Source organism: Aeoliella straminimaris (assembly GCF_024054565.1).
GTDB classification, from domain to species: domain Bacteria; phylum Planctomycetota; class Planctomycetia; order Pirellulales; family Lacipirellulaceae; genus Aeoliella; species Aeoliella straminimaris.
Map to the genome: position 1 here is coordinate 97,501 of NZ_JAMXLR010000043.1, position 20,318 is coordinate 117,818.

The 20,318-nt window shown below is 58.5% G+C and carries 17 protein-coding genes (1 of these 17 running past the window's edge); 9 read left to right on the top strand and 8 right to left on the bottom strand.

Annotation, left to right across the window (positions count from 1 at the left end; all coding sequences use genetic code 11):
• From NG895_RS13390 to NG895_RS13415, 6 genes are all read left to right on the top strand, one after another.
• Positions 1-1,107: the 3' portion of a PEP-CTERM sorting domain-containing protein gene (locus tag NG895_RS13390; RefSeq protein ID WP_252853010.1), read on the top strand. Its footprint begins 42 nt before the window's first position; the window shows 1,107 of its 1,149 coding nt (coding positions 43-1,149); its start codon lies beyond the left edge, outside the window; it ends in the stop codon at positions 1,105-1,107.
• 321 nt (positions 1,108-1,428) lie between these two features.
• Entirely contained in the window at positions 1,429-2,859 is a 1,431-nt protein-coding gene (locus tag NG895_RS13395; protein WP_252853011.1) for a mechanosensitive ion channel family protein, read from the top strand.
• A gap of 547 nt (positions 2,860-3,406) precedes the next feature.
• Entirely contained in the window at positions 3,407-5,170 is a 1,764-nt protein-coding gene (locus NG895_RS13400) for a hypothetical protein (RefSeq protein ID WP_252853012.1), read from the top strand.
• Between the two features lie 125 nt (positions 5,171-5,295).
• Positions 5,296-5,985 carry a PEP-CTERM sorting domain-containing protein gene (locus NG895_RS13405; protein ID WP_252853013.1) on the top strand — a complete coding sequence of 230 codons (690 nt, stop codon included), beginning with the start codon at positions 5,296-5,298 and terminating at the stop codon, positions 5,983-5,985.
• A gap of 249 nt (positions 5,986-6,234) precedes the next feature.
• Positions 6,235-7,035, top strand: a complete 801-nt coding sequence (locus tag NG895_RS13410) for an endonuclease/exonuclease/phosphatase family protein (RefSeq protein ID WP_252853014.1) — start codon at positions 6,235-6,237, stop codon at positions 7,033-7,035.
• Positions 7,036-7,208: 173 nt separating this feature from the next.
• Positions 7,209-8,423, top strand: coding sequence for an alpha/beta hydrolase family protein (locus tag NG895_RS13415; protein WP_252853015.1), 1,215 nt, complete (start codon positions 7,209-7,211; stop codon positions 8,421-8,423).
• A gap of 152 nt (positions 8,424-8,575) precedes the next feature.
• Here NG895_RS13415 and NG895_RS13420 read toward each other — a convergent pair whose 3' ends face one another.
• The gene (locus NG895_RS13420; protein WP_252853016.1) at positions 8,576-11,119 is read right to left on the bottom strand and encodes a protein-disulfide reductase DsbD family protein; all 2,544 of its coding nucleotides are present in this window, start codon (positions 11,117-11,119) and stop codon (positions 8,576-8,578) included.
• Positions 11,120-11,224: 105 nt separating this feature from the next.
• Positions 11,225-12,232, bottom strand: coding sequence for a phosphotransferase enzyme family protein (locus NG895_RS13425; RefSeq protein ID WP_252853017.1), 1,008 nt, complete (start codon positions 12,230-12,232; stop codon positions 11,225-11,227).
• 225 nt (positions 12,233-12,457) lie between these two features.
• Here NG895_RS13425 and NG895_RS13430 point away from each other — a divergent pair, with 225 nt between their 5' ends.
• The 3 genes from NG895_RS13430 (at position 12,458) to NG895_RS13440 (ending at position 16,009) form a co-directional block, all read left to right on the top strand.
• Entirely contained in the window at positions 12,458-15,211 is a 2,754-nt protein-coding gene (locus NG895_RS13430; RefSeq protein WP_252853018.1) for a zinc-dependent metalloprotease, read from the top strand.
• Between the two features lie 100 nt (positions 15,212-15,311).
• The gene (locus NG895_RS13435; RefSeq protein WP_252853019.1) at positions 15,312-15,659 is read left to right on the top strand and encodes a P-II family nitrogen regulator; all 348 of its coding nucleotides are present in this window, start codon (positions 15,312-15,314) and stop codon (positions 15,657-15,659) included.
• Positions 15,656-16,009: a hypothetical protein gene (locus NG895_RS13440; RefSeq protein WP_252853020.1), complete on the top strand. Its 354-nt coding sequence runs from the start codon at positions 15,656-15,658 to the stop codon at positions 16,007-16,009. The genes NG895_RS13435 and NG895_RS13440 overlap by 4 nt, the downstream gene beginning before the upstream one ends.
• A gap of 28 nt (positions 16,010-16,037) precedes the next feature.
• Here NG895_RS13440 and NG895_RS13445 read toward each other — a convergent pair whose 3' ends face one another.
• From NG895_RS13445 to dnaJ, 6 genes are all read right to left on the bottom strand, one after another.
• Positions 16,038-17,051: a hypothetical protein gene (locus tag NG895_RS13445; protein WP_252853021.1), complete on the bottom strand. Its 1,014-nt coding sequence runs from the start codon at positions 17,049-17,051 to the stop codon at positions 16,038-16,040.
• Positions 17,052-17,246: 195 nt separating this feature from the next.
• Positions 17,247-17,708: a hypothetical protein gene (locus NG895_RS13450; RefSeq protein WP_252853022.1), complete on the bottom strand. Its 462-nt coding sequence runs from the start codon at positions 17,706-17,708 to the stop codon at positions 17,247-17,249.
• 179 nt (positions 17,709-17,887) lie between these two features.
• Positions 17,888-18,130, bottom strand: a complete 243-nt coding sequence (locus NG895_RS13455) for a DNA gyrase inhibitor YacG (RefSeq protein WP_252853023.1) — start codon at positions 18,128-18,130, stop codon at positions 17,888-17,890.
• A 22-nt stretch (positions 18,131-18,152) separates the two neighbouring features.
• Complete coding sequence (locus NG895_RS13460) at positions 18,153-18,470, bottom strand: FmdB family zinc ribbon protein (RefSeq protein WP_252853024.1); 318 nt, start codon at positions 18,468-18,470, stop codon at positions 18,153-18,155.
• 45 nt (positions 18,471-18,515) lie between these two features.
• Complete coding sequence (gene grpE, locus NG895_RS13465) at positions 18,516-19,070, bottom strand: nucleotide exchange factor GrpE (RefSeq protein WP_252853025.1); 555 nt, start codon at positions 19,068-19,070, stop codon at positions 18,516-18,518.
• 7 nt (positions 19,071-19,077) lie between these two features.
• Positions 19,078-20,211 carry a molecular chaperone DnaJ gene (gene dnaJ, locus NG895_RS13470; protein WP_261360934.1) on the bottom strand — a complete coding sequence of 378 codons (1,134 nt, stop codon included), beginning with the start codon at positions 20,209-20,211 and terminating at the stop codon, positions 19,078-19,080.
• Positions 20,212-20,318: the final 107 nt, after the last annotated feature.

Sequence of the window (20,318 nt, forward strand, 5' to 3'; positions counted from 1 at the left end):
GGGGAGGATTGCGATTTGCCTGTATTCACCCTCCTTTTTTGGGCGGCAATACTTGCTTGTGTTTCAATGTCAAGCTTGTCGCAGGCTGCAATTACAGTTCGACTCCCCGACATCGACATAGCGCCAGGCGACAGCGGAACCCTTGATGCATCCATCGAGATCGGTGGACCCTCCTCTATCCCAGGGATCCCATTCCACCATTCCATTCAGGGCTATGATGTTACGGTGCAATTGACTCCTGATTCAGCGGGATTGCGTCTGCCGAGTGTTGCCGATGGCTTTTTCGGTGTTGGTATCTCCACACAGCAGCAGAACAGCGTTCGTTCGACGAATGGTATTGGCTGCACCACCGGATTTGGAGTTGATTGCCCTCCATCCTTCTCGACCGGGACCTATTTGTTGTTGAGCATCGACTACCACATCGGACCCGACGTAGAGCCGGGGACACGATACGACTTGTCGTTTGATAGATCTGCCACGGAGATCTATTGTGCGAGTGGGCCATGCATAATCGATGCCTTTGTAGACGGAACGGTGACGGTGGGGCCAAGCTCGGCTAATGTGAGAGGTGGTCCGGTCGGACTGGAGGAATTCAGGGGCGCAATAATTAGTGAAGATTTCGAAGCAGGTAGTCCCGGACCGATTGAGTTGCCGTTGGAAACGCCCATCGCCAGATTCAACTCGGGAGACTTGCGGTATTACAAGCTTGGTAGTGATTTTGGACTTGCCATTGGTGGCGGAAATGAGATTTCGGCCGAGTTGAACGAACAAACTAAGGAAGTTGGCGCTTGGATCAGTGCACGCACGTCTGGGAAGGAGGTGACCGGGCATTTCTATTCCAAGGGCTTATTACTTGGTAGTGCGACGGTTCACACTCTTTGGGACCAGCCGACTTTTCTCGGTTTTAGATCTTCAACCGACGACATCACCAAGGTGGTTTTCGAAGGAGATAGCTCGGGCGTGGTATATACACTCGACGGGTTTACGGCTTCTTTAACGGTCCCAGAGCCTGATGCATTTCTGCTGCTGCTTGCTGCAACTGGCATGCTTTTCTTCTGCCGACGCAAATTGGCAACGCCCGCGTTTTCGACGGGAATGGGTTTCTGATCGCAGTCGGGCTTTCGATTTGCTACGCGCAAGTCAATTGTCAAGATCGAAGCGTTGTTCTGGCGCGTACTCTTGTCCTCTTGTAGCTCATGGTGATGAAGTAGCCTCCCCTCTGGTTAAGGTAGCCTCTATCTCGATGAATGCATCGTGTATTTTGATGGTGCCGACCAGGGCTTCGCCGGCCCTGAACAAGTAGATTTGAGATGAATCAATTGCCCCCTGAGATTTCGTCCTAGCAACTCACTCGCCGGATTGGATGGCTAATTCAGCCTTTGGCGTTGCACTCTGTTGCCCGGACTGGTTGAACACGGGATACTCAACATGATTCCCAGGTTCCCCAGCCCCGTTCTAAATACCGCCACCGAATCGATGAAGATCTGGCCCACTCTCGTTTGCTGCTTGCTCATCTTCGGCTTAGCATCGACGTATCCCACGCTCGCTCAGACGACCGCCGACTCTCCTGCGACCGAATCCACCATTGAAGAGGACACACAGGGACCCGCGAGTACTGTGGGGGTCGAGCCGACAGCGGCGGACGACCAGATCGAAAGCCGGTTGCAGGAGATCATGGAGGCGACCGAGTGGTTCGAATCGCCCGAAGTCCGTGTGGACAATGGTGTCGTCTTTCTCAGCGGACGTACGCCAAGCGACGAGCACCGCAAGTGGGCGGGAAACCTGGCCCGCAGTACCCAGGATGTCACCGCGGTGGTCAATCGCATCGAGATCGCCCCCAAATCCTTCTGGGATTTTTCCGGCGCCTACGCCGAACTGCGGGAGTTGGGGCGCGAGGCGGTGCAGTCGCTGCCATCGCTGATCGCCGCGTTACTGATGTTGCTGGCAACCTGGGTCCTGGCGAGATTAGTCGGAGCACTAGCCTCATCCATCGTAACCCGCCGGGTCCCCAACCGCTTGTTGAGACAGGTAGTGATGCGGGCGATTACCATCCCGATCCTGATACTGGGTGTGTACCTGGCGCTACGAGTTTCCGGTCTAACGCGACTGGCAGCAACGGTGCTGGGGGGCACTGGATTGTTGGGCATCATTCTCGGCATCGCTTTTCGAGACATTGCCGAGAACTTTCTCGCCAGCCTGCTGCTCAGCCTCCAAAGCCCCTACCGCGTTGGCGACTTGATCATCGTGAACGGGTATGAAGGTATCGTCCAAAGCGTAACCACTCGCGGAACTCAGCTTATGACTCTGGATGGCAACCACGTCCAGATTCCCAACTCGACGATCTACAAAAGTGTAATCACCAACAAAACTTCCAATCCCAATCTACGCCTCAACTTTGTCGTAGGCATTGACTATGAAGACTCCGCAACGACAGCCCAGCAAGTTGTCTTCGACGTGCTGAAGCGGCACGAAGCCGTGCTCAACACCCCTGAACCACTTATACTTGTGGAAGAATTGGCCGCTTCCACAGTTAACCTGCGAGTCTATTTCTGGATCGACGGCCACCAAAACAGTCCCCTCAAAGTTCGCTCGAGCGTCATGCGACTTACCAAGCAGGCTCTTACCGAAGAGGGCCTAACGCTGCCAGACGAGGCGAGAGAAGTCATCTTCCCGCGGGGGGTACCCGTGGTCATGCAGGAACAGCCTCCAATTGTCGACGAGTCAAAGCAACGGCCGGCCGAATCGAATCAACAGGTCTCGCGCGGCGAAGGATCGCTTGCCTCGGAGTCGGTCGAATTGGAGCAGCAGGCAAAAGAGTCTCGGCCGATGACCGACGGCGAGAATTTGTTGGAGGACTAAGGCGACTGCGGTTTGGCAGATCACGCAGTTCGCACTCCGAAATCTCCTGCGGCACATTGGACAAGACCACACGCGTCGCGACGGACGAGACCGAGCGGTCGCCACAGCGAACACCCTGAGTTGATTGGCTCGACTTTCCCCGGGCAGAGGTGCATCAGTACAACGTTCGCCATGTGGACCACCACGCCGCACAGTTGAGCCTGTGCCACAGGCCCCACGGTAACCCGGGTGTCCGGGGGCGTGGCTGGGGCTGGGAACGTCCGGCAGCGAAATGACAAATCTCCGCAAAAACACTGCCTAATTTGCCTCCCTGTGCTGTAATTCAAGCTTGGCGGCCCGTAGGGTCCCACGATCGTATTGCGCAATAAGAAGGAATTGTTGCGTTATTAAGCACAGAACTCCTAGTCGGCTTGGTTTAGCTTGTGGATAGCTGCAAAAGGCGGGTCGGTACCTCATCTCCATCCGGGAGCATCGCGCCCAGGTCTTTCAGCCGTCGAATGTTGAAGAGTCATACGCTTCTCAACCAAGGGATTGAAGGATCCAAATGATGAAACAACTAGTGGCAAGCGTTACTGTTCTGGTGAGCGTGCTTTCGACAGCATCCGCTCAAACTACACTCTATTGGGACATCAATGGTTCCACTCCGGGGGCCGGCCAGGTCGATGGTTTTACCGATGGCAACTGGGGCCTCGACAACTTCTGGAGCACCGATCCAAACGGCGCCGTGGCCACCGGCCCCTGGACCGATGGTGCCAACGCCGTGTTCTCGGCGGGCGACGATGCCGTGGATCACTTCATTAACATCAATGGGGCTCAAACTGCGAACTCGGTAACCCTCGAGGATGGTTTAGTAACCATTGCTTCGGGATCAATGGACGTCGGCACTGGAGATATCATCGTCGAAGATGGCGCCACCCTGAAATTTGAAAATCGAGAGATTCTGAATGATGGTGCACGCGTGTTGCTGCGCAACGGCACCATTGTACACGATTTCATGGGAAACTACTTCGGCATGTTCCGGAGTGGCACCGAACTGGCGATCGACGGAACGGGAACGGTCAATCGCACGAACGCGCTCGTCACGTACTCGTCTGGTAGTGTGATTACCGGCATAGGTGGTACTCCGGAGAATGGTGGTGCTGGGACGTTCATCAAAGAAGGCCCAGGCGAATTCCGCTATCAAGGCTCAGGATTGCCTTTGACTTCGTATGCCAAACTCGTGGTCAACGAAGGATTGTTCCGTCTTGGCTTCGCGAACGACACGCAAGACGCCCGCGGCTTTGGAGCGGATCCCCTTTCGCTCGATACAGAAGGTATTCTGCTCGACGGTGGCGCAATCGGGACCAGCTTGTTTCTCGCCGAGGCTCAAATACATGAGAATCGCGGCATCACCATCGGTCCCAATGGCGGTACTTTCAATATGACGGCCGGCCACTTCGGCATTAATGGTCCAGTGACTGCTGCACCGGGGACAACTCTCACCATCATTGGCGGCGGTGGAGATGTTGAGTTCAAAAGCACCATGAACTTGACGACCTTTCAAGGTGACATTGTCCAGGACGGGGGTGACCTAATGGTCGTCGAGTCGCTGTCCACGCCCAATCACAGCGGCGCTGGCGGACGAGTTGGTATTTCAGAAGGCAAGGAGTTTACGGTAGGTGCGAGCAACTCCGACCAAACCTACTCGGGTAGCATCATAGGAACAGGTACCTTTGTCAAAGTTGGCACGGGCACGCAAACACTTTCTGGCGATGCAACCACCACCACTGCGACGCTTGAAGTGCAGGAAGGTACGCTTAGCCTAACGGACCTCATCCTCGCCGAAACCGCCAATGTGTCGCTGCTAAATAGTGGAGGCACTTTGGATCTTAGTTTTGCAGGAACCAACACCATTGCTTCACTGTTCATCGACGACGCGGCTCAAGCCCTGGGTACTTGGGGCGCTATTGGTTCAGGTGCGCAAAACGAATCCTCGCTCATCACTGGTTCGGGCCTGCTCGATGTAACCGTACCAGGCGTGGATGTGCTGATCGGCGACTACAATCAAGACGGCACCGTGGACATTGCCGACTACACCGTGTGGCGAAACAACCTAGGTGGGGATGGAAGCGTGCTGATGAACCGCGACCCCGCGAATACGGGGGCCGTTGACGCTTCCGACTACGCCTCTTGGAAATCGAATTTCGGCGAATCCACGGCGGCCGCCGCTACCTCGGTGGCGGTGAGTGTTCCCGAACCTGGGACAGCTCTCATCGCGTTGATCAGCATTGCTCTGCTCGGTGGCCGACAGGTGTTACGCAAATGCGAGTAAACAACCCGAAAAAATGATTCACGTGTCGTTCCACGCGTAGTCATTCTTCACAATACGGTTCGAGAAGTAGACGGCTAGAAGTAGACTGCACCAATCTTTGATTCTCGTTTCTTTGGAGAAAGCTCATGAGATTATCACGATCCGTCTTGTCTCTCACGGTGGCCACTTTCTGCACAGTCTTACTGATTGCAGGTACGACCGGCGCCGCGACAATCGTCCTGGACGATTTCGAAGTGGACGAAGGCCACTTCAACGTGCACCCGACCTTTTCTGGTTCAACCTCTGGCATCGAGGTCACCTCGACTGCCGACCTTGATAACACGATGGCCAACTCCGGCTCGCAGTCGCAGTTGCTCACCCTCATTCCTTCGGCAGCAGGGTCCGCTTTCAATGTTCGCCATCTTTCTGGTGGTGGAAGTGTCGGAAACAACGTAGCCCTCGGGAACACCGGCACGATTGGCTACTGGTTGAAGACGACTACCTCAGGACTGACGACTCGCATCGGTATCGATGATAGTGCCGACTCAACCGAACGCAGTAATGTCGTGTCGGTCGTTGACGATGGTGCGTGGCATTTCTATGGCTGGGATCTGGCCGACACCTCGAACTGGAATGCATGGGTCGGTGACAGCAATGGCGAGATCAATGGCAGTGGGTCGATTGATGCCATTTGGATCAGCAGCAGTGCTGCGCCGGACTCCAACGTTCTCGTTTCGCTTGATGATGTTGTACACATTCAAGTTCCAGAACCGGCTTCCGTCACGCTAGTTGGACTAGCACTGGTTGGACTCGTTGGCTTCGCTCGACGCAAGTAGAGCCTATCCAGCAATCGGATCCATAAGAGCGGGGTTCAGCCAAGGCTGGGCCCCGCTGATTTTTTTAGGATAAGCCGAATGCTCGCAAGCCTGGAGCAAGCAACTGCGATGGCTGGACTTGCGATTCGCGACCGAACGATTTAAACAACGCGTGTGGCCGCGGGCGAGCGGCTACACGCTGTTTGGTTGCCGCATGCTCAAAATTGCGCGGAAGTTGCGTTCAGCACGGTCTATAGAGGACAGAATCCGATGACGATGCTATCTAAGGTTCCATCACGCGTCTTCACGTTGGCCTGGTTTTGGTTGGGGCTGACCGTTGTTTGGTGCGGACCGCTATCCGCGGCCGAGTTCCGCGTCCTGACTTACAACATCCATCACGGCCGGGGACTCGACGATAACGTAGACCTGCAGCGGATTGCCAAGGTGATCAAGTCAGCCGAGCCTGACCTGGTAGCTCTAAACGAAGTGGACAAGGGAGTCAATCGCTCCGGCAACATGGACGAACCGGCGGAGTTGGGCAAGTTGACCGGAATGTATGCCGCCTTTGAAAAGAACATCGATCACGACGGCGGCGAGTATGGCAATGCGATTCTTTCGCGGTGGCCCATACAGAAGACCGAAAACGTGCGTCTTCCTTCACTTTACCAAGGCGAGCAGCGTGGCATGCTGATGGTGCACATCGAACCTGAGGACGGCCAGCCGCTGTGGTTCGCTGCTACCCATCTCGACTATCGACCGGACAACGCCGAACGACTCGCGTCGGCGAAGATGATCGAGCAGCTCATGGCGAATCGTTTCGGGCGGCAGCCCGTGTTGCTAGCCGGCGATTTCAACGCGCAGCCCAACAGTCGAGTCATCAAGCAGTTTTCTCAGAACTGGTTGGTCGCCGACTCCGAGCATACCTTTCCTGCAAACAAGCCGGTCCGACGCATCGACTATGTCATGGCACAACCAGCCAACCTCTGGAAGGTGAAATCGGCAAAGGTATTGGACGCCCCCGTGGAGTCGGACCATCGACCGGTACTGGTGGTACTCTATCTGGTAGACTGAAGGGCGTGCGGCGTGTGACGCCATGGAGTTGCTGCCATGCGCGCAGGCTCTCTTCGAAAAGTATTACCCCAGGCGAGGCCATGATGTCACGAGAGATGCCCTCCGCTGCTCCAAATGCGGCCCCTGCCCTTTTGCAATCATTCTCCCCAACTCTGCTAGCCGCTTGTCTAACCATGCTCGCAATGCAGGCGTCGGCACGAAGTGAGGAACGCCAGCCAGGTGATTCTTGGAAAGCTCCCCAGGCGACGATCCAACATTACGCCGCGCGTCGCCCTGGCACATTGGTTCGCGAAGAGCTGGTGCCCGATTACGAGCTTCCACCGGTGCTGACGTCGCAGGATGGTTCACAAACAGCATGGCCGTCGCGGCGTGCCGAGTTAATGCGGCTGTTCCGCGAACATGTTTACGGCCAAGCAATTCCCAAGCCCGCTTCGTTGAAGACGGACAGCATCCGGCAAACCAAGCTCCAAAGCGTCCCAGGCGGTGTCTGCCACGAGCAACGTGTTATGGTGGAGATGCCAGGGGGACAATTTTCGTTCAACTACTTGCTGTACGCCGTAGAGAGTGAGCAACGACCGGTGTTCGTGATGATCAACAATCGCGACCCCGCTCTGGCAGCGCCAGACGGCGAGAATTTCTCCAGCTTCATACCGGTAAAGCAAATCCTGGACGCCGGCTTTGCGTTGGCCGTGTTTCAGCACAGTGACATAGCGCCCGATAACGGCGAGCACTTTCGCGAAGGTGTGCTGTCGGTTGTTTTGCCCTCCGGCCCTCGCCAACCTAACTCCCCAGGCGCCATCACGGCCTGGTCCTGGGGCGCGAGTCGTGTGCTCGACACGCTGGCAAACCATCCGCTGATCGACGCGAGCCGGGCTGCGATCATCGGCCACTCGCGAGGCGGCAAGACGGCCCTTTGGACCGGTGCTCAAGATCCGCGTTTTTCGCTAGTGATCTCCAACAACTCGGGTAGCCAGGGCGCTGCACTTACTCGGCGGCAGTTTGGCGAGCGGATCGACAATATCACTGGAAGCTTCGACTATTGGTTTTGCCCGAATCTGCAGAAGTACGCCGGCCACGAAAGCGAGTTGCCCATCGACCAACACCAGTTGATCGCATTGTCAGCACCACGGCACGTCTACGTGGCTAGCGCGGACGAAGACCTGTGGGCCGATCCGCGTGGCGAATGGCTCGGGTTGGCTAATGCCCATCCAGCGTTCAAGGTGCTCGGCGTCGAATCGGTTGCGCCCGACATGCCGATGCCGGGGCTCGATGAGCCGCAGACGGTTGGTGCCACGAGCTACCACGCCCGCACCGGTGGCCACAATCTTACCGAATGGGACTGGGGGCAGTACCTGAGCACAGCATCACAACTGTGGAATGAGGACTAGATCGCTTTCGTCTTTGGTGTTCCGCTTTGGCTTGTTGTGTCGGCCCGCTGCTTTGTCGGCCTGCATCGACAGATAGCAATTCGCCTGCTTCGGCCTTCGCGCATCGGACCAACACCACGGCGCCAAATCAGCACACCAATTCTGAAATCGCTCTAACGCATCGTCGCCAGCGTACCGCTATCGCTTAGCTGTTCTTCTTCTGCAGGGGGACGGGACAGCACAAAGGAATGATGGGGATTGCTGGCTCGCGCCCCAGCGGCGGCCAAGGCCTGCAACACCTGAGTCTCCGAAACCGTGTCGCGCAGTACGATCACCTCGTCCGGTCGATCCGCGGGATAAATGGCCAACAGAGGAATCGTACGACTCTGAAGTTGCAACAGGACATCTTCGATCTCTTGGTCCTTGTTCGTCCAGTCGGCTTTGATCGCATGGACGTCATTCGCACTGACCACCGACTTGACGGCCGGCACGTCGAGGGCCGTCAACAGATTCAGCTTACAAGTTGGACACCAATTGGCGGTGAACTCAACCATCACTACGTTGCCGCTCGCTCGCGACTGAGCAAGTTGTGCCGGGGTGTAGTTCTTCCACGGCAACTCGTTTTCGACCTCGAAGACGAATCCGAAATAGCCAACAAGTGTCGCCACTGCGAAACCGGACAACCAGGCGCCCCACTTCCTGGACGCGGACGCAGTGAACGGCTGCCTGCCGCCAAGCCAGCAGGCAAACCACAGCGCCACCAGCAGCGCCATGGTGGGAATGTAGTGATCCACGTGCAGTGTGGATAGCAGGTAAACCACCGTCCCCAGCAGCAGGAACGCCAAGAACTGTTTCAAAGTATCCATCCAGGGTCCTGGCTTGGGCATCCACCTAATGAGCGATGGGAAAGCGCCGATCACCAGGTAGGGAGACGCCATACCGAGACCGATGAACAGGAAGATCAAAAAGGTCATACTGGCCGGTTGGGTAATCGTGAATCCAAACACCGGGCCCAAGAACGGGCCGCTGCAAGGCGTGGCCAGGATCGTGGTGAGGATACCTTTGAAGAAGGCTCCACCGAGGCCTTCGCGCGAGGCGAGTTGGGCGGCCGTGCCGGATCCGGTGAATCCCGGAAGCGGGATCTCCCATACGCCCAGGAAACTGAGCGCCATGATAAACACGAAAGCGGTCATCGAAATCTTAAAGACCGGCTCGGTGTAGAGTTCGCCCCACTGGTAGCCGTAGAAAGCAGCCAGGGTGGCCAGCAGCATGAACACGAACAACAAACCGGCGACATACGCAAGATTGAGGGCGAACACCCGACCACGACTTTCCCCGCCCTGCCGGGCAAACGACATGATCTTCAGGCCGATGACCGGCAGCACGCACGGCATGAAATTCAAAATGAAGCCACCCAGCAATGCGGCCCCTATGATGAAGAACCAACTGGTGTCGCTCTTCACCGAGTTGCCTGAGAATTCGATGATCGTTGGTTGTTCGGGCCCCGGCGCAATTTGCAGGGTGCCGGCAATGGCCTTAGCCTGCTCGGCGGCCGATTTGTACTCCGCCGGCGTAAAGTTCACGGCGGCCGACGTCACGTTGGCCGAGTCGCCAACATTCACCTTTACGTTGAATTCAGCTGCTCTGGATACCTCACAGGTTCCCTGACCATCTTCCGTGGACTCGCAGCCCTGATAGCCAATCAGTCCCTTAAGCTCGTAGGAACCGGGCTTCAGGTCGCTGGATACGTCGACCGGGACACGCCAAACCACTTCGTTCTCGTGGTAGCGGAGGCTGCCAAACTCGGGCAGCGGCGACTCTTTCTCCGTCACTTCGCCGATGGCCTGAGGCTGGTAGGCAACAAGTCCATCGGTGGACACGGGCGCGACGAGCGTGGGACGGTTGGGCCCATCCCCCACTTCCTTGGCGTAGGTGTTAATGTGCCACGACTCAGGCATCTCGGCGCGTAAATACAGGTAGGTTCTTGCGCCAGGTTGCACGGTGTTTGGTTCGAGCCAGCCATACCAGGTAACTACCGACTCGTCGGCACGGAACACACCCGCCTCGGCTGGCGGCTGCGGAACGGCTGGGGCTCTGCCCCCCCGTGCTGCGTTCGATTGGGTAACCACATTGGCCGACTTGCTGGTATCTAATGGGCCAATGGGTACACCCTCGCCCCGTTTGGCCTTGAAGTCGACCGTTACCTGTTGGCATCCGGTATCGCAGGCCTGCATCTCAATGGTGCCGGCGATCTGCAATTTCTCGACGTCGACGCCTTTGGAGATTTCAATCGGCAGGTACCAGGTCACCTCGTCTTCGTACTCTTCAATGGTCTGGCCCGGCCACACCACTTCGTCGACGTGTTTCTTGGGTTCCGGGATCGAACGCCAGTTGCCAATAGGTTTATAGTCGTCCGATTGGTCGAGACTGATCGTCGTCGGCAGTGGACCAGGCGTCTGCTGCGTCAGAGAGTAGATGTGAAACCCGGGATCGATATTGGCCGTGATCATCAGCACGGCCGGCCGTTCGTCGGTGGCAGGAGTAAACTGCGTGTTGACCTGCACTGGATCGCCACCAAGCGGATCGGCGCCGAAGCCACCAAGATCGATGCCGCCGGGATCGAAACTATCGATATCGAACCCCTGTCCACTTGCCACGGAGGTGACCAGCAACGCAACACTCGCGACCAATAGACAGCCTAAACGCCTGATACTCATAAGAATCCTACTGCAGGATGACCGAGGTGGGATTGGGTGGGGCGGGGAGGGATCTCCAATTCTACATGGCCCCGCCGACCAAGAAAACATCGTCTGTTGGGGGGTTTACGTGGTATTCGCCTCCCGCAGCAAGTGTGTTAGCCGCAGGGCGAAGTGCGACATTCGGTCGCATGCCGCCCGGGGAGCCGCGAAAACCCGCCGCTCGATGCCCAGCCAACGCAGCCAATTGGCCAGCGACAGCACGGTGCCGCTAGCACACAGGGCCCCCACAGCCCGGCTCTCGACCTCGCTGAGCGGACGTAACGCCGCGTAGGCCCGGATACCACCAGCCCACCAGTCGCGATGCTCGACGGTCGTACTGCCCAACAGCCGAGCCAGGTCGGCCATCGGCGTGTCGATCCGGGCAGTTGCGAAGTCCACCACTCCGGTCACCTGCTCATCCACCAGCAAAAAGTTGTTGTGCCAGGCGTCGCCCCAGGTCCATTGCCCTGCCAGTGGAACTGCCTGCAGCGGGGCAAGTTGCTGGCGAGCCACTTCGACCCCACGTAGAAGCGCCGCCCCCCAGTCGGGGCCAACAGGACACTTCACCGGCAATTCGCGGGAGTCGAGCCTACTGAAATGCCCATGCTGGCCGGCCTGCTGCAGGTCGGCGAGTGCCTCGAAATGGCGGCGAATCGCCAACGGCTGCTCAGGCGCCGGCAGGTCGGCGGCAGTTAGGTGAAGCTCGGCGAGTGCCCGGCACATGGCCTCGAGCCGCTCGCAGCTAGGATGGGCCGCGAAGTCGGCCTCGCCTTCGAGCCACGGGGCAAGTTCCCAATGAAAACCGCCCGCTGGATAGAGCAGGGACGCGAATCGGCCACCGGTTGCCAAGGGCACCGGCACGCGAAGTGATGCCTGCCTGGAGATGTGGGTAACTAACTTGCTCGCGGCTTCGGCTCGCGGCAAGTCGGAATTGGCCCACCCCCGCAGCGCAAATTGTGCTTTGTCCGTATCGATGCGCCACAACGGCTGGTCGCTCAACCGGCCGGAGCGAACCGGGACAGCGGAAGCTCCGGACCAGCAGGCATCCGGCCAGCCAAGTCGTACGATCTGGAGTGCTGTATCTGATTCCACGCCGGTTGGTTTCGGGTGACGGTTATGTCGGATGCAAAGAGCGGTGCGGGCCTACGGGTGCAGCAGCGGCCGCAAATATAGCGAGTTGGGAAGAATCCTTCGACAAAGACTCCTCCGTGAGGTATATTCTGGGGGTTCTCCCTAGCCCTCCCCATTTTACCCACCCGGTAAAACCTCCCCACCTCAAGGGCCCTACCCCCACCTCTCTACCCCAAGGCAATTGTTGTGTCTCACCTGCGTTTTCCGGCGATCTTGCTCACTTTGTCCCTGTCGATGACGTGTTGTTTGTCCGCGGTGGGTGCGGACGACGAAAAACAAGAAGGCCAATCCAACCAGAACACGGCGGACGCTTCGGCTAGCGAAGTGTCGGCCGAAAGCGAAGGTGGTAAGAAGGAGGACTCGAGCTCCAAGGGGGCCTCAGGCGATTCGGCGAAGCCGAAGTTCCCGCCCTACGACAAGGTGTTGAAGGACACCACCAGCAAGAGCGGCCTGTTGAAGCTGCACCAGGGCGAAGAGAAACTGTTCATCGAGCTGAAGCCCAGCGACTTCGACCAGGACTTCTTTGTCTTGATCACCATCGCCAAAGGCATCGGCCAGCGGCCGCTGCTGGGCGGCTTCAGCTGGGGCTTCGGCGACGACTGGGTTTGGCAGTTCCGCCGCGTGGGCGACCGCGTGCAAGTGGTGCGACGCAACGTCCGTTTCACGGCCGATGGCGGCAGCCCGGCCGAACGTGCCGTGAAGCTGGCCTACACCGACAGCGTGCTGTTCAGTCTGCCAATCGCCACCACCGGCCCTGGCGGCAGCGTGGTGCTCGACTTAACTCCCGTATTCATGAGCGACCTGCCTCAGATCAGCCAGGTGCTTACGGGCTTTTCTTTTTCCCCTTCCAAGAGTAACTGGGCCGGCATCGAGGCCTATCCCAAGAACGTCGAAGTGCAGGTGGCGGCCACGTACGCCTCCAACGGCAGTTCCGACATTGAATCGGTTCCCGATACGCGGGGTGCCACCATTAACGTGCACTACTCGATCAGCCGCCTGCCGAAGACCAGCTACAAGCCTCGTTTGGCTGACGACCGGGTCGGTTACTTCCTGACCGTAGTAAAGGATTTCTCGAAGGCCGAGAACGAAGACCGTTTCGTCCGCTACATCAATCGTTGGCACTTGGAAAAATCGGACCCCAAGGCCGAAAAGTCACCTCCCAAAGAGCCCATTGTGTTCTGGCTCGAAAAGACGATTCCTTTCAAGTACCGCAAACCAATTCGCGATGGCATCGAGGAGTGGAACAAAGCGTTTGAAAAAGCGGGCTACTACAACGCTATTGAAGTGCGCCAGCAGCCGGACGACGCGACTTGGGAACCGGGCGACGTCCGCTACAACACATTCCGCTGGATCACTTCGAGTGCCGGCTTCGCCATGGGGCCCTCGCGCGTGAATCCGACGTCGGGCCAGATTCTCGATGCCGATATTATTTTCGATGCCGACTTCCTACAGTTCTGGAAGCAGGAATACGAAACCTTCACGCCCGAAGGCATTGCTGCGATGACCGGCGGTCCGCTGGACATTCAATCGTACAAGCTGCAGCAGGCCATGCGTCCGCGACATCTACACGATGGTCACCACGCCGGTTGCGCCTGCAATCTTCTGCATGGCATGTCGCACCAGCTCGCCATGGGCGCCACGGTGGCTGCTACCCGCAAGCGAAGCGCGGCCGACATGGACAAGATGATCATGCAGGGCTTGAAAGAAGTGACCATGCACGAGGTGGGGCACACGCTCGGCCTGCGGCACAACTTCAAGGCCAGCACGCTGTACTCGATGGACGAGATCAACGACGTCGAAAAGACCAGCAAGACCGGCCTGACCGCCTCGGTAATGGACTACGCCCCGGTGAATATCGTCCCCAGCGATATGAAACAGGGCGACTATTATTCCACGACGATCGGCCCTTACGACTTCTGGGCCATCGAATACGGCTACACGCCGATCAAGAGTTCCAAGCCGGAAGATGAGCTCGAAAAGCTTGGCAAGATCGCCTCGCGTAGCGGCGAGCCGGAGCTGGCTTACTCCACCGACGAAGACACCCGCGGCATCGATCCCGATCCGCATAGCAACCGCTTCGACTTCTCCAACGACCTGGTCGACTACGCTCAACGCGAAGCCAAGCTAGTGGCCGAAACGCTGCCGACGATCGTAGAAGCATTGGTTGAAGAAGGCGACGGTTACGAGCGAGCTCGCCAAGGCTTCGGCGTGATGCTCTCTACGCACGGCAAGGCGATGTTCATTGCCTCCCGCTACGTGGGTGGCGTGTACGTGAGCCGCAGCCATAAGGGCGACGAAAAGGCCCCCGAGCCATTCGAGATGGTGCCGGCCGCCGAACAGCGCGAGGCCCTCGAGCTGCTGTGCGATCAGATGTTCTCGACTACGCCATTCAACTTCCCGCCCGAGCTGTACAGCAAGTTGGCCAGTTCGCACTGGAGCCACTGGGGCGTCGAAGACACCTACCGCTACGACTACCCGGCCCACGAAGCCATCCTGATGTGGCAGGAGCGGGTTTTGGATCAACTGACATCGACACTCACGCTCACTCGTATCCACGACACCGAGCTGAAAGTATCGCCGGAAACCGACGTGCTGACTGTGGCCGAGCTTCTCACTACGCTGACCGACGCTATGTTCGCCGAACTTTCGACGGAGGACGATGAGCAAGAGTTCACGCTCCGCCAGCCCGCTATTAGCAGCATCCGCCGTAACATCCAGCGGGCGTACCTCGACCGGCTCAGCCAGTTGGCCCTGGGGACTTCGGCCCCTGAGGACTGCCAGTCGATGGCCTACAGCGAGCTAGGTCGCCTAAAAAAGCAGATCGACGGATACCTGGAGCAATCCGGCGATTCGCTAGATCGCTACAGCCAGGCCCACCTCGAGGAAACTTCGGCCCGCATCGAGAAGGTCATGGACGCCCGCTTCACGGCCCGCCCGTAGGGTCGGCATCCCGAACGGTCTTCGATAGCCACCGGCAATTCGTTATCATCCAAGGTGTTGAAACCGCATAAGCGGCAAGCACCAGGCGGAGGGTAAACGGATGAAATTAATTTGGGCAGTCATACAGCCCACCAAGCTGGCCTCGGTCGAGAAGGCGCTGGCCAACGTCGGCGTCACCCGCATGACGGTGCTCGACGCGATGGGCTACGCCCGGCAGCGAGGACACATCGAAACGTATCGTGGCCACGAGTACGAAACAAACCTGCTGCGCAAAGTGCAGATCGAGATCGCTGTGAACGACGACTTCGTCGATCGCACGGTCGCCTGCCTGGAAGAACACGCCCGCAGTAGCGTCGAAGGACACATCGGCGACGGCAAGGTGTTCGTATTGCCGCTGGAGCGATCCATCCAGATCAGCGATGGCCAAGAAGGCCCGGGGGCAGTTTGAGTACGCTACTCGCCGTGACGAACGACCTGATGGCTACCGCGCCGATCGAACATGCCGCCCGGCAGTTGGGTGCATCGTGCCGGTCGGCCACCGCGGCCCAGCTAGACGACCTTCAGCTGCCCGAACCTCCCCAACTGGTGGTACTCGACCTGACCGTTTCGAGCGACGTCGCCAGTACCGTTCAGGCGATCCGCAGCGTGGTCGGTTTCGAAGCACCAATCGTGGCCTTCGGACCGCACGTGCACGAAGCGATACTCCAGGCCGCCGACGACGCTGGTTGCGCCCGCGTGCTGACACGCGGGCAATTTCACCGCGACATGGTGAGTGTGCTGGGAGAGTTTCTCGACTAGTCGCAGCTAGGGGCGACGGATCCTAATTCTAAGCCGCGTCCGATTGTTCGTCGAACTCGGGTACTCCCGTAGGGCCTTGGCGAAGTCGGGGGATGCCACCGTCGTACTCGTTGGGATCGATGAAGACCTCGTCCGTGTGCACCCCGTCGACATCCTGGCGACGGAGCAAATAGATGCCCGTCGAAGAGGTCCAGCCGAAAGCCGTCAGGTATACACCCACCAGGGTGAGCGCCAGGGAGTTCCACCCAGCAATGGTCTGCTGGGACCATTCGTTGTCGGGAGTACCGGCCGCAATTTCACAGGCTATGGTGGCAATCGTCGCAAGCGCCGAAGCACCTCCCGCACAGCCTACGGCCATCAATGCCACTAGCGCAACGTAGCCCATCAGCCGTAACGGCTTCTGGTAGATGTAGGCAAACATCCGGCTCACTGCGTCGAAGGCATCGCTGCCATCCGTAGCCGCAGCGGCCCAAATCAGGGGCCAACCAATCGCGGCAGCAATCGCGTACAGCGAAGCGATCACGGCCACCACGATGACGATGGGCCAAACGACCGCCACCGCGGCCGACAGCCAGGAGATTTCCATCGCCAGACGAACCACCATCAGCGGCAGCGAAATGACCACCAGCCCCGCAATCAACAACAGCGGACCACCGAGAAAGCCCGAACGCAGTCGCCAGGCAAACCGGACAGAGGATTCGATATCGGGGCTTTCGTTACGTGTGAGGGCAAGCGCAGCAATGCGAACAATGGCCCCACCCAAAATGCCCCACACGGCGAGTCGGATCGCGCAGCGGATCAAGTTGGCAACAACATGTTCACCACCGGCGAGTTGCATAAACGGATCGGCAAAGCCCAGAATCATCGCCTGGAGGGTGTAGAGAGTGGACTCCGCGAAGCCTGCGAAGCCAGCGACTTTCGCTGTTGGCTGAGGCGCAACCGGGATTCCCAGTAGCTGGTCGCCCAACCAAACGAGTAGCACGGCCGCAGCCGCCAGCAGCAGCACTCGTCCCCGCAGCGCGATGGCGGGCGTCTTGAGCAAGAGGAGCCACGACCAAGTTGTTGTGTGTTGTCTGGCGGAAGTAGACGGATTAGCAGACATGCGGGTCCTTCGCGTACTCTTCGAGATAGCATCCATGCGGCGAAAACGCACCGCAAAGTATAGCCCGCCAGCTATGCTACGCCTACGCCGATCGAGGTGCTAGCATCTGACGTGACGTTGCCGCAGAATGGCTGATCAACTGACAAAAGTATTGTGCTTGGCACGAATCGGCTTTCCGCGATGCCCCCGCCTCATCCTCAGCCTATCGAACTTCTGGGAGAAGACCGTTATACCAGGACCGTTCTGCCACCCCTCTATCAGTTCTTCACTCAGAGGTTCCACGGTGAGTATTCCATCTCGATGCTCCGCCATGCAGAGCATTTGAATAGCGCCGCTCAACTGCACTCCTCCCGCTTCCACCAGGGAGATCTCGAGCATGCAAGTTTCGGGCTGGCCCTGCACGGGCCAAGCATTCAGATGTAACACCTTGTCACCAACTCGCAGCACGAACAGGTCATCGGCTTCCGATGTGATAACCCAAGAATCATTGCTCTCGGGTTTTTCTTGGCTCGCACCAGTTGCCTCGTCGAAGGTCCATTCTCCGGTCAGCCACTGCGGCGATTCCCTCGTGTCGAATGTCACCACATGGGTAGGCATTCCGGCAATCATTTTCCAAGTGCATCCCGAACAAGCCGCGACCACTATGGCTACAAAGCACCACAATGGAGACGACGGCCGCATAGTCTGCACCCAGCTGTCCGTAGAATTGGAGAACGAGAGAAGCCGTTATAGCCCTTTGGGCTCAGTCCGCCTACGCCGATACCCGGTGCTAGCACTCAGGGGTCGTCGCCGAATCCTTCGGGCGTTTCGTCGGCTTCGGGGTCGGGCACCGACGGCAGTCCGTGTTCTTCGCCCAACCAACGGCCCAGGTCGATCGTTCGGCACCGTTCCGAACAGAACGGTAGCGCCTCGGAGCTATCGGGCTTGAATTCTTTCTTGCAAGTAGGGCAGACCACAGTACGGTCACTCGGCGAAGGATGAAAGGGTGAGCCGAACACGCTGGCATCGAACAGCGTCACGAAGCCAGTGAGCCTTCGGCGGCTAGTCCTTTTTGTTCGAAGTTGTCTTGGCCTTCGTCGACGAACTCTCGGACGACTTGCTCTCCGACTTCTTTTCCTTTTTCCCCTCGCCCGATTGCGACTTCTTGTCCTTCTCGGCGGCCTTCTTGTACGAGTCGCTGCGGTAGTCCGTCTCGTAGAAGCCCGAGCCCTTGAACACCACGGCCGCGCCGGTGCCGAACAGGCGGCGCAACTTTAACTTGCCGCACTCCGGGCACTTACGCTTAACCGATTCGGAGATCTGCTGAAACAACTCGAACTCGTGATCACACGCATCGCACTGATAGTCGTATGTCGGCATCGTTTGGGTATCTCACCAAGGGATGGGATGGAGGTCGCGGAAAGGTTACGCGTTCATGGTGTCCGTGGGACCACCTGCGCCCGCGGGGCCAGCGGAGACGATCACCTGCGAAGCCCGCACGACACGGTCGTGCAGTTGGTAGCCGCTCTGGGTAACCATCATCACCACACCCGCTGGCACGTCGACCGAGGGTTGTTGCAGGATTGCCTGATGCAGGTCAGGGTTGAACACCTCGCCCTGTGCGGGGATTTCCTTGCAGCCGTGCTGAGCAAGTGCCGTCACCAGTTGCTGCCGTACGAGCTTGAAGCCTTCCAGCAGGCTCGCCACTTCCGGCGCATCGCCAGCTGCTTCAATCGCCCGATCAATGTTGTCCACAGCCGGCAGGATGTCCCGCATCAGTTCGATGCTGGCGTACTGGCGGGTGTCGGCCAGTTCGCGGGCCTGGCGGCTACGGAGATTCTGAATCTCGGCTTGCAGGCGCAAGTTTTGGTCGGTCTTGGCGGTAAGTTCCGCTGCGAGATCGGATGAGGCCGTCGACTCTTCGGCCTCCTCAATCGCGTCTTCAATAGCTTCGTCGATCAGGTCTTCTTCTTTGGCCATGGTTCCATTATTCCTCTTCCGCTTGATCGCTGGCCGTGAAGTAGTCGGCCAGGTGTTTGAAGAACGATTTCCGCTTCGGCGCCACGTTCTTATGTTCTACCTCCGCCAACTGGCGAAGTAACTGCTCTTCTTCCTTGGACGGCTTTGTCGGAACCTCAATGGTTACTTGCACCAACAGGTCGCCCAGACCGTGCGAACGTGGGTCGGGCATACCCCGCCCTCCCAGGCGGAACACATCGCCGCTCTGCGTACCGGCGGGCACCTTCACCTCGCCACGCCCGCTGAGCGTGGGCACTTCCAGGGTGCAGCCCAGCGCGGCCTGGGGGTAAGTAATCGGCACCCGGCAAACCAGGTGCTGCCCCTGCCGTTCGAACAGCGGATGATTCAATAGCGAGATGAAGCAGTAGCAGTCCCCCGGGGGGCCACCACTCATGCTGGGTTCGCCCTCTCCGGGAATGCGGACCCGCATGCCATCGTCGACGCCAGCGGGAATCTTCACCTCGGTGACAACCTTCCGCAGGCGTTGGCCTTTGCCGCGACACGACCGACAAGGGTCTTTCACCTTGGAGCCTTCGCCACCACATGCGGGACAAGTGGTCTGTACACGCACAATGCCCGCCGACTGGATCACCCGACCGTGGCCGCCGCAGTAGGAGCAGACCTCGCGAGCGCTGCCGGCCGCGGCGCCGCTGCCTTTGCAGTCGCCGCACGGTTCAAGGCGTTGGAACTCGACTTCCTTGGTGCAGCCATCGGCGGCTTCATGCAGGGTGAGCGTCACGTCGCAACGAACATCGCGGCCCTTGCGAACGCGTGCGCCGCCTCCGCCGCCACCGAAGATGTCGCCAAAAATGTCGCCGAACGCGCTGAAGATGTCGCCAACGTCGTGGAAGTGCGCTCCGCCACTACCGTTTCCGTTCACGCCGGCGTGGCCGTACTGGTCGTACCGCGCACGCTTATCTCTATCGTGCAACACCTCGAAAGCTTCGCTGCACTCTTTGAAGCGTGCGATAGCCTCATCGTCGCCCGGGTTCTTGTCCGGATGGTATTGGATTGCGAGCTTACGATAGGCCGTAGCAATCTCGCCTTCGGACGCGGTGCGCTCGATGCCCAGGACTTCGTAATAGCAACGTTGGGTGGTCATAAGAGCTGTGGGCTATAAGCTGTAGGCTCTAAGCTTTGGCTGCTTGGTCAGGCTCATAGCCTACAGCTACAAGCCATCAGCCTTTCAAAACACCGGGCCACTCGCTT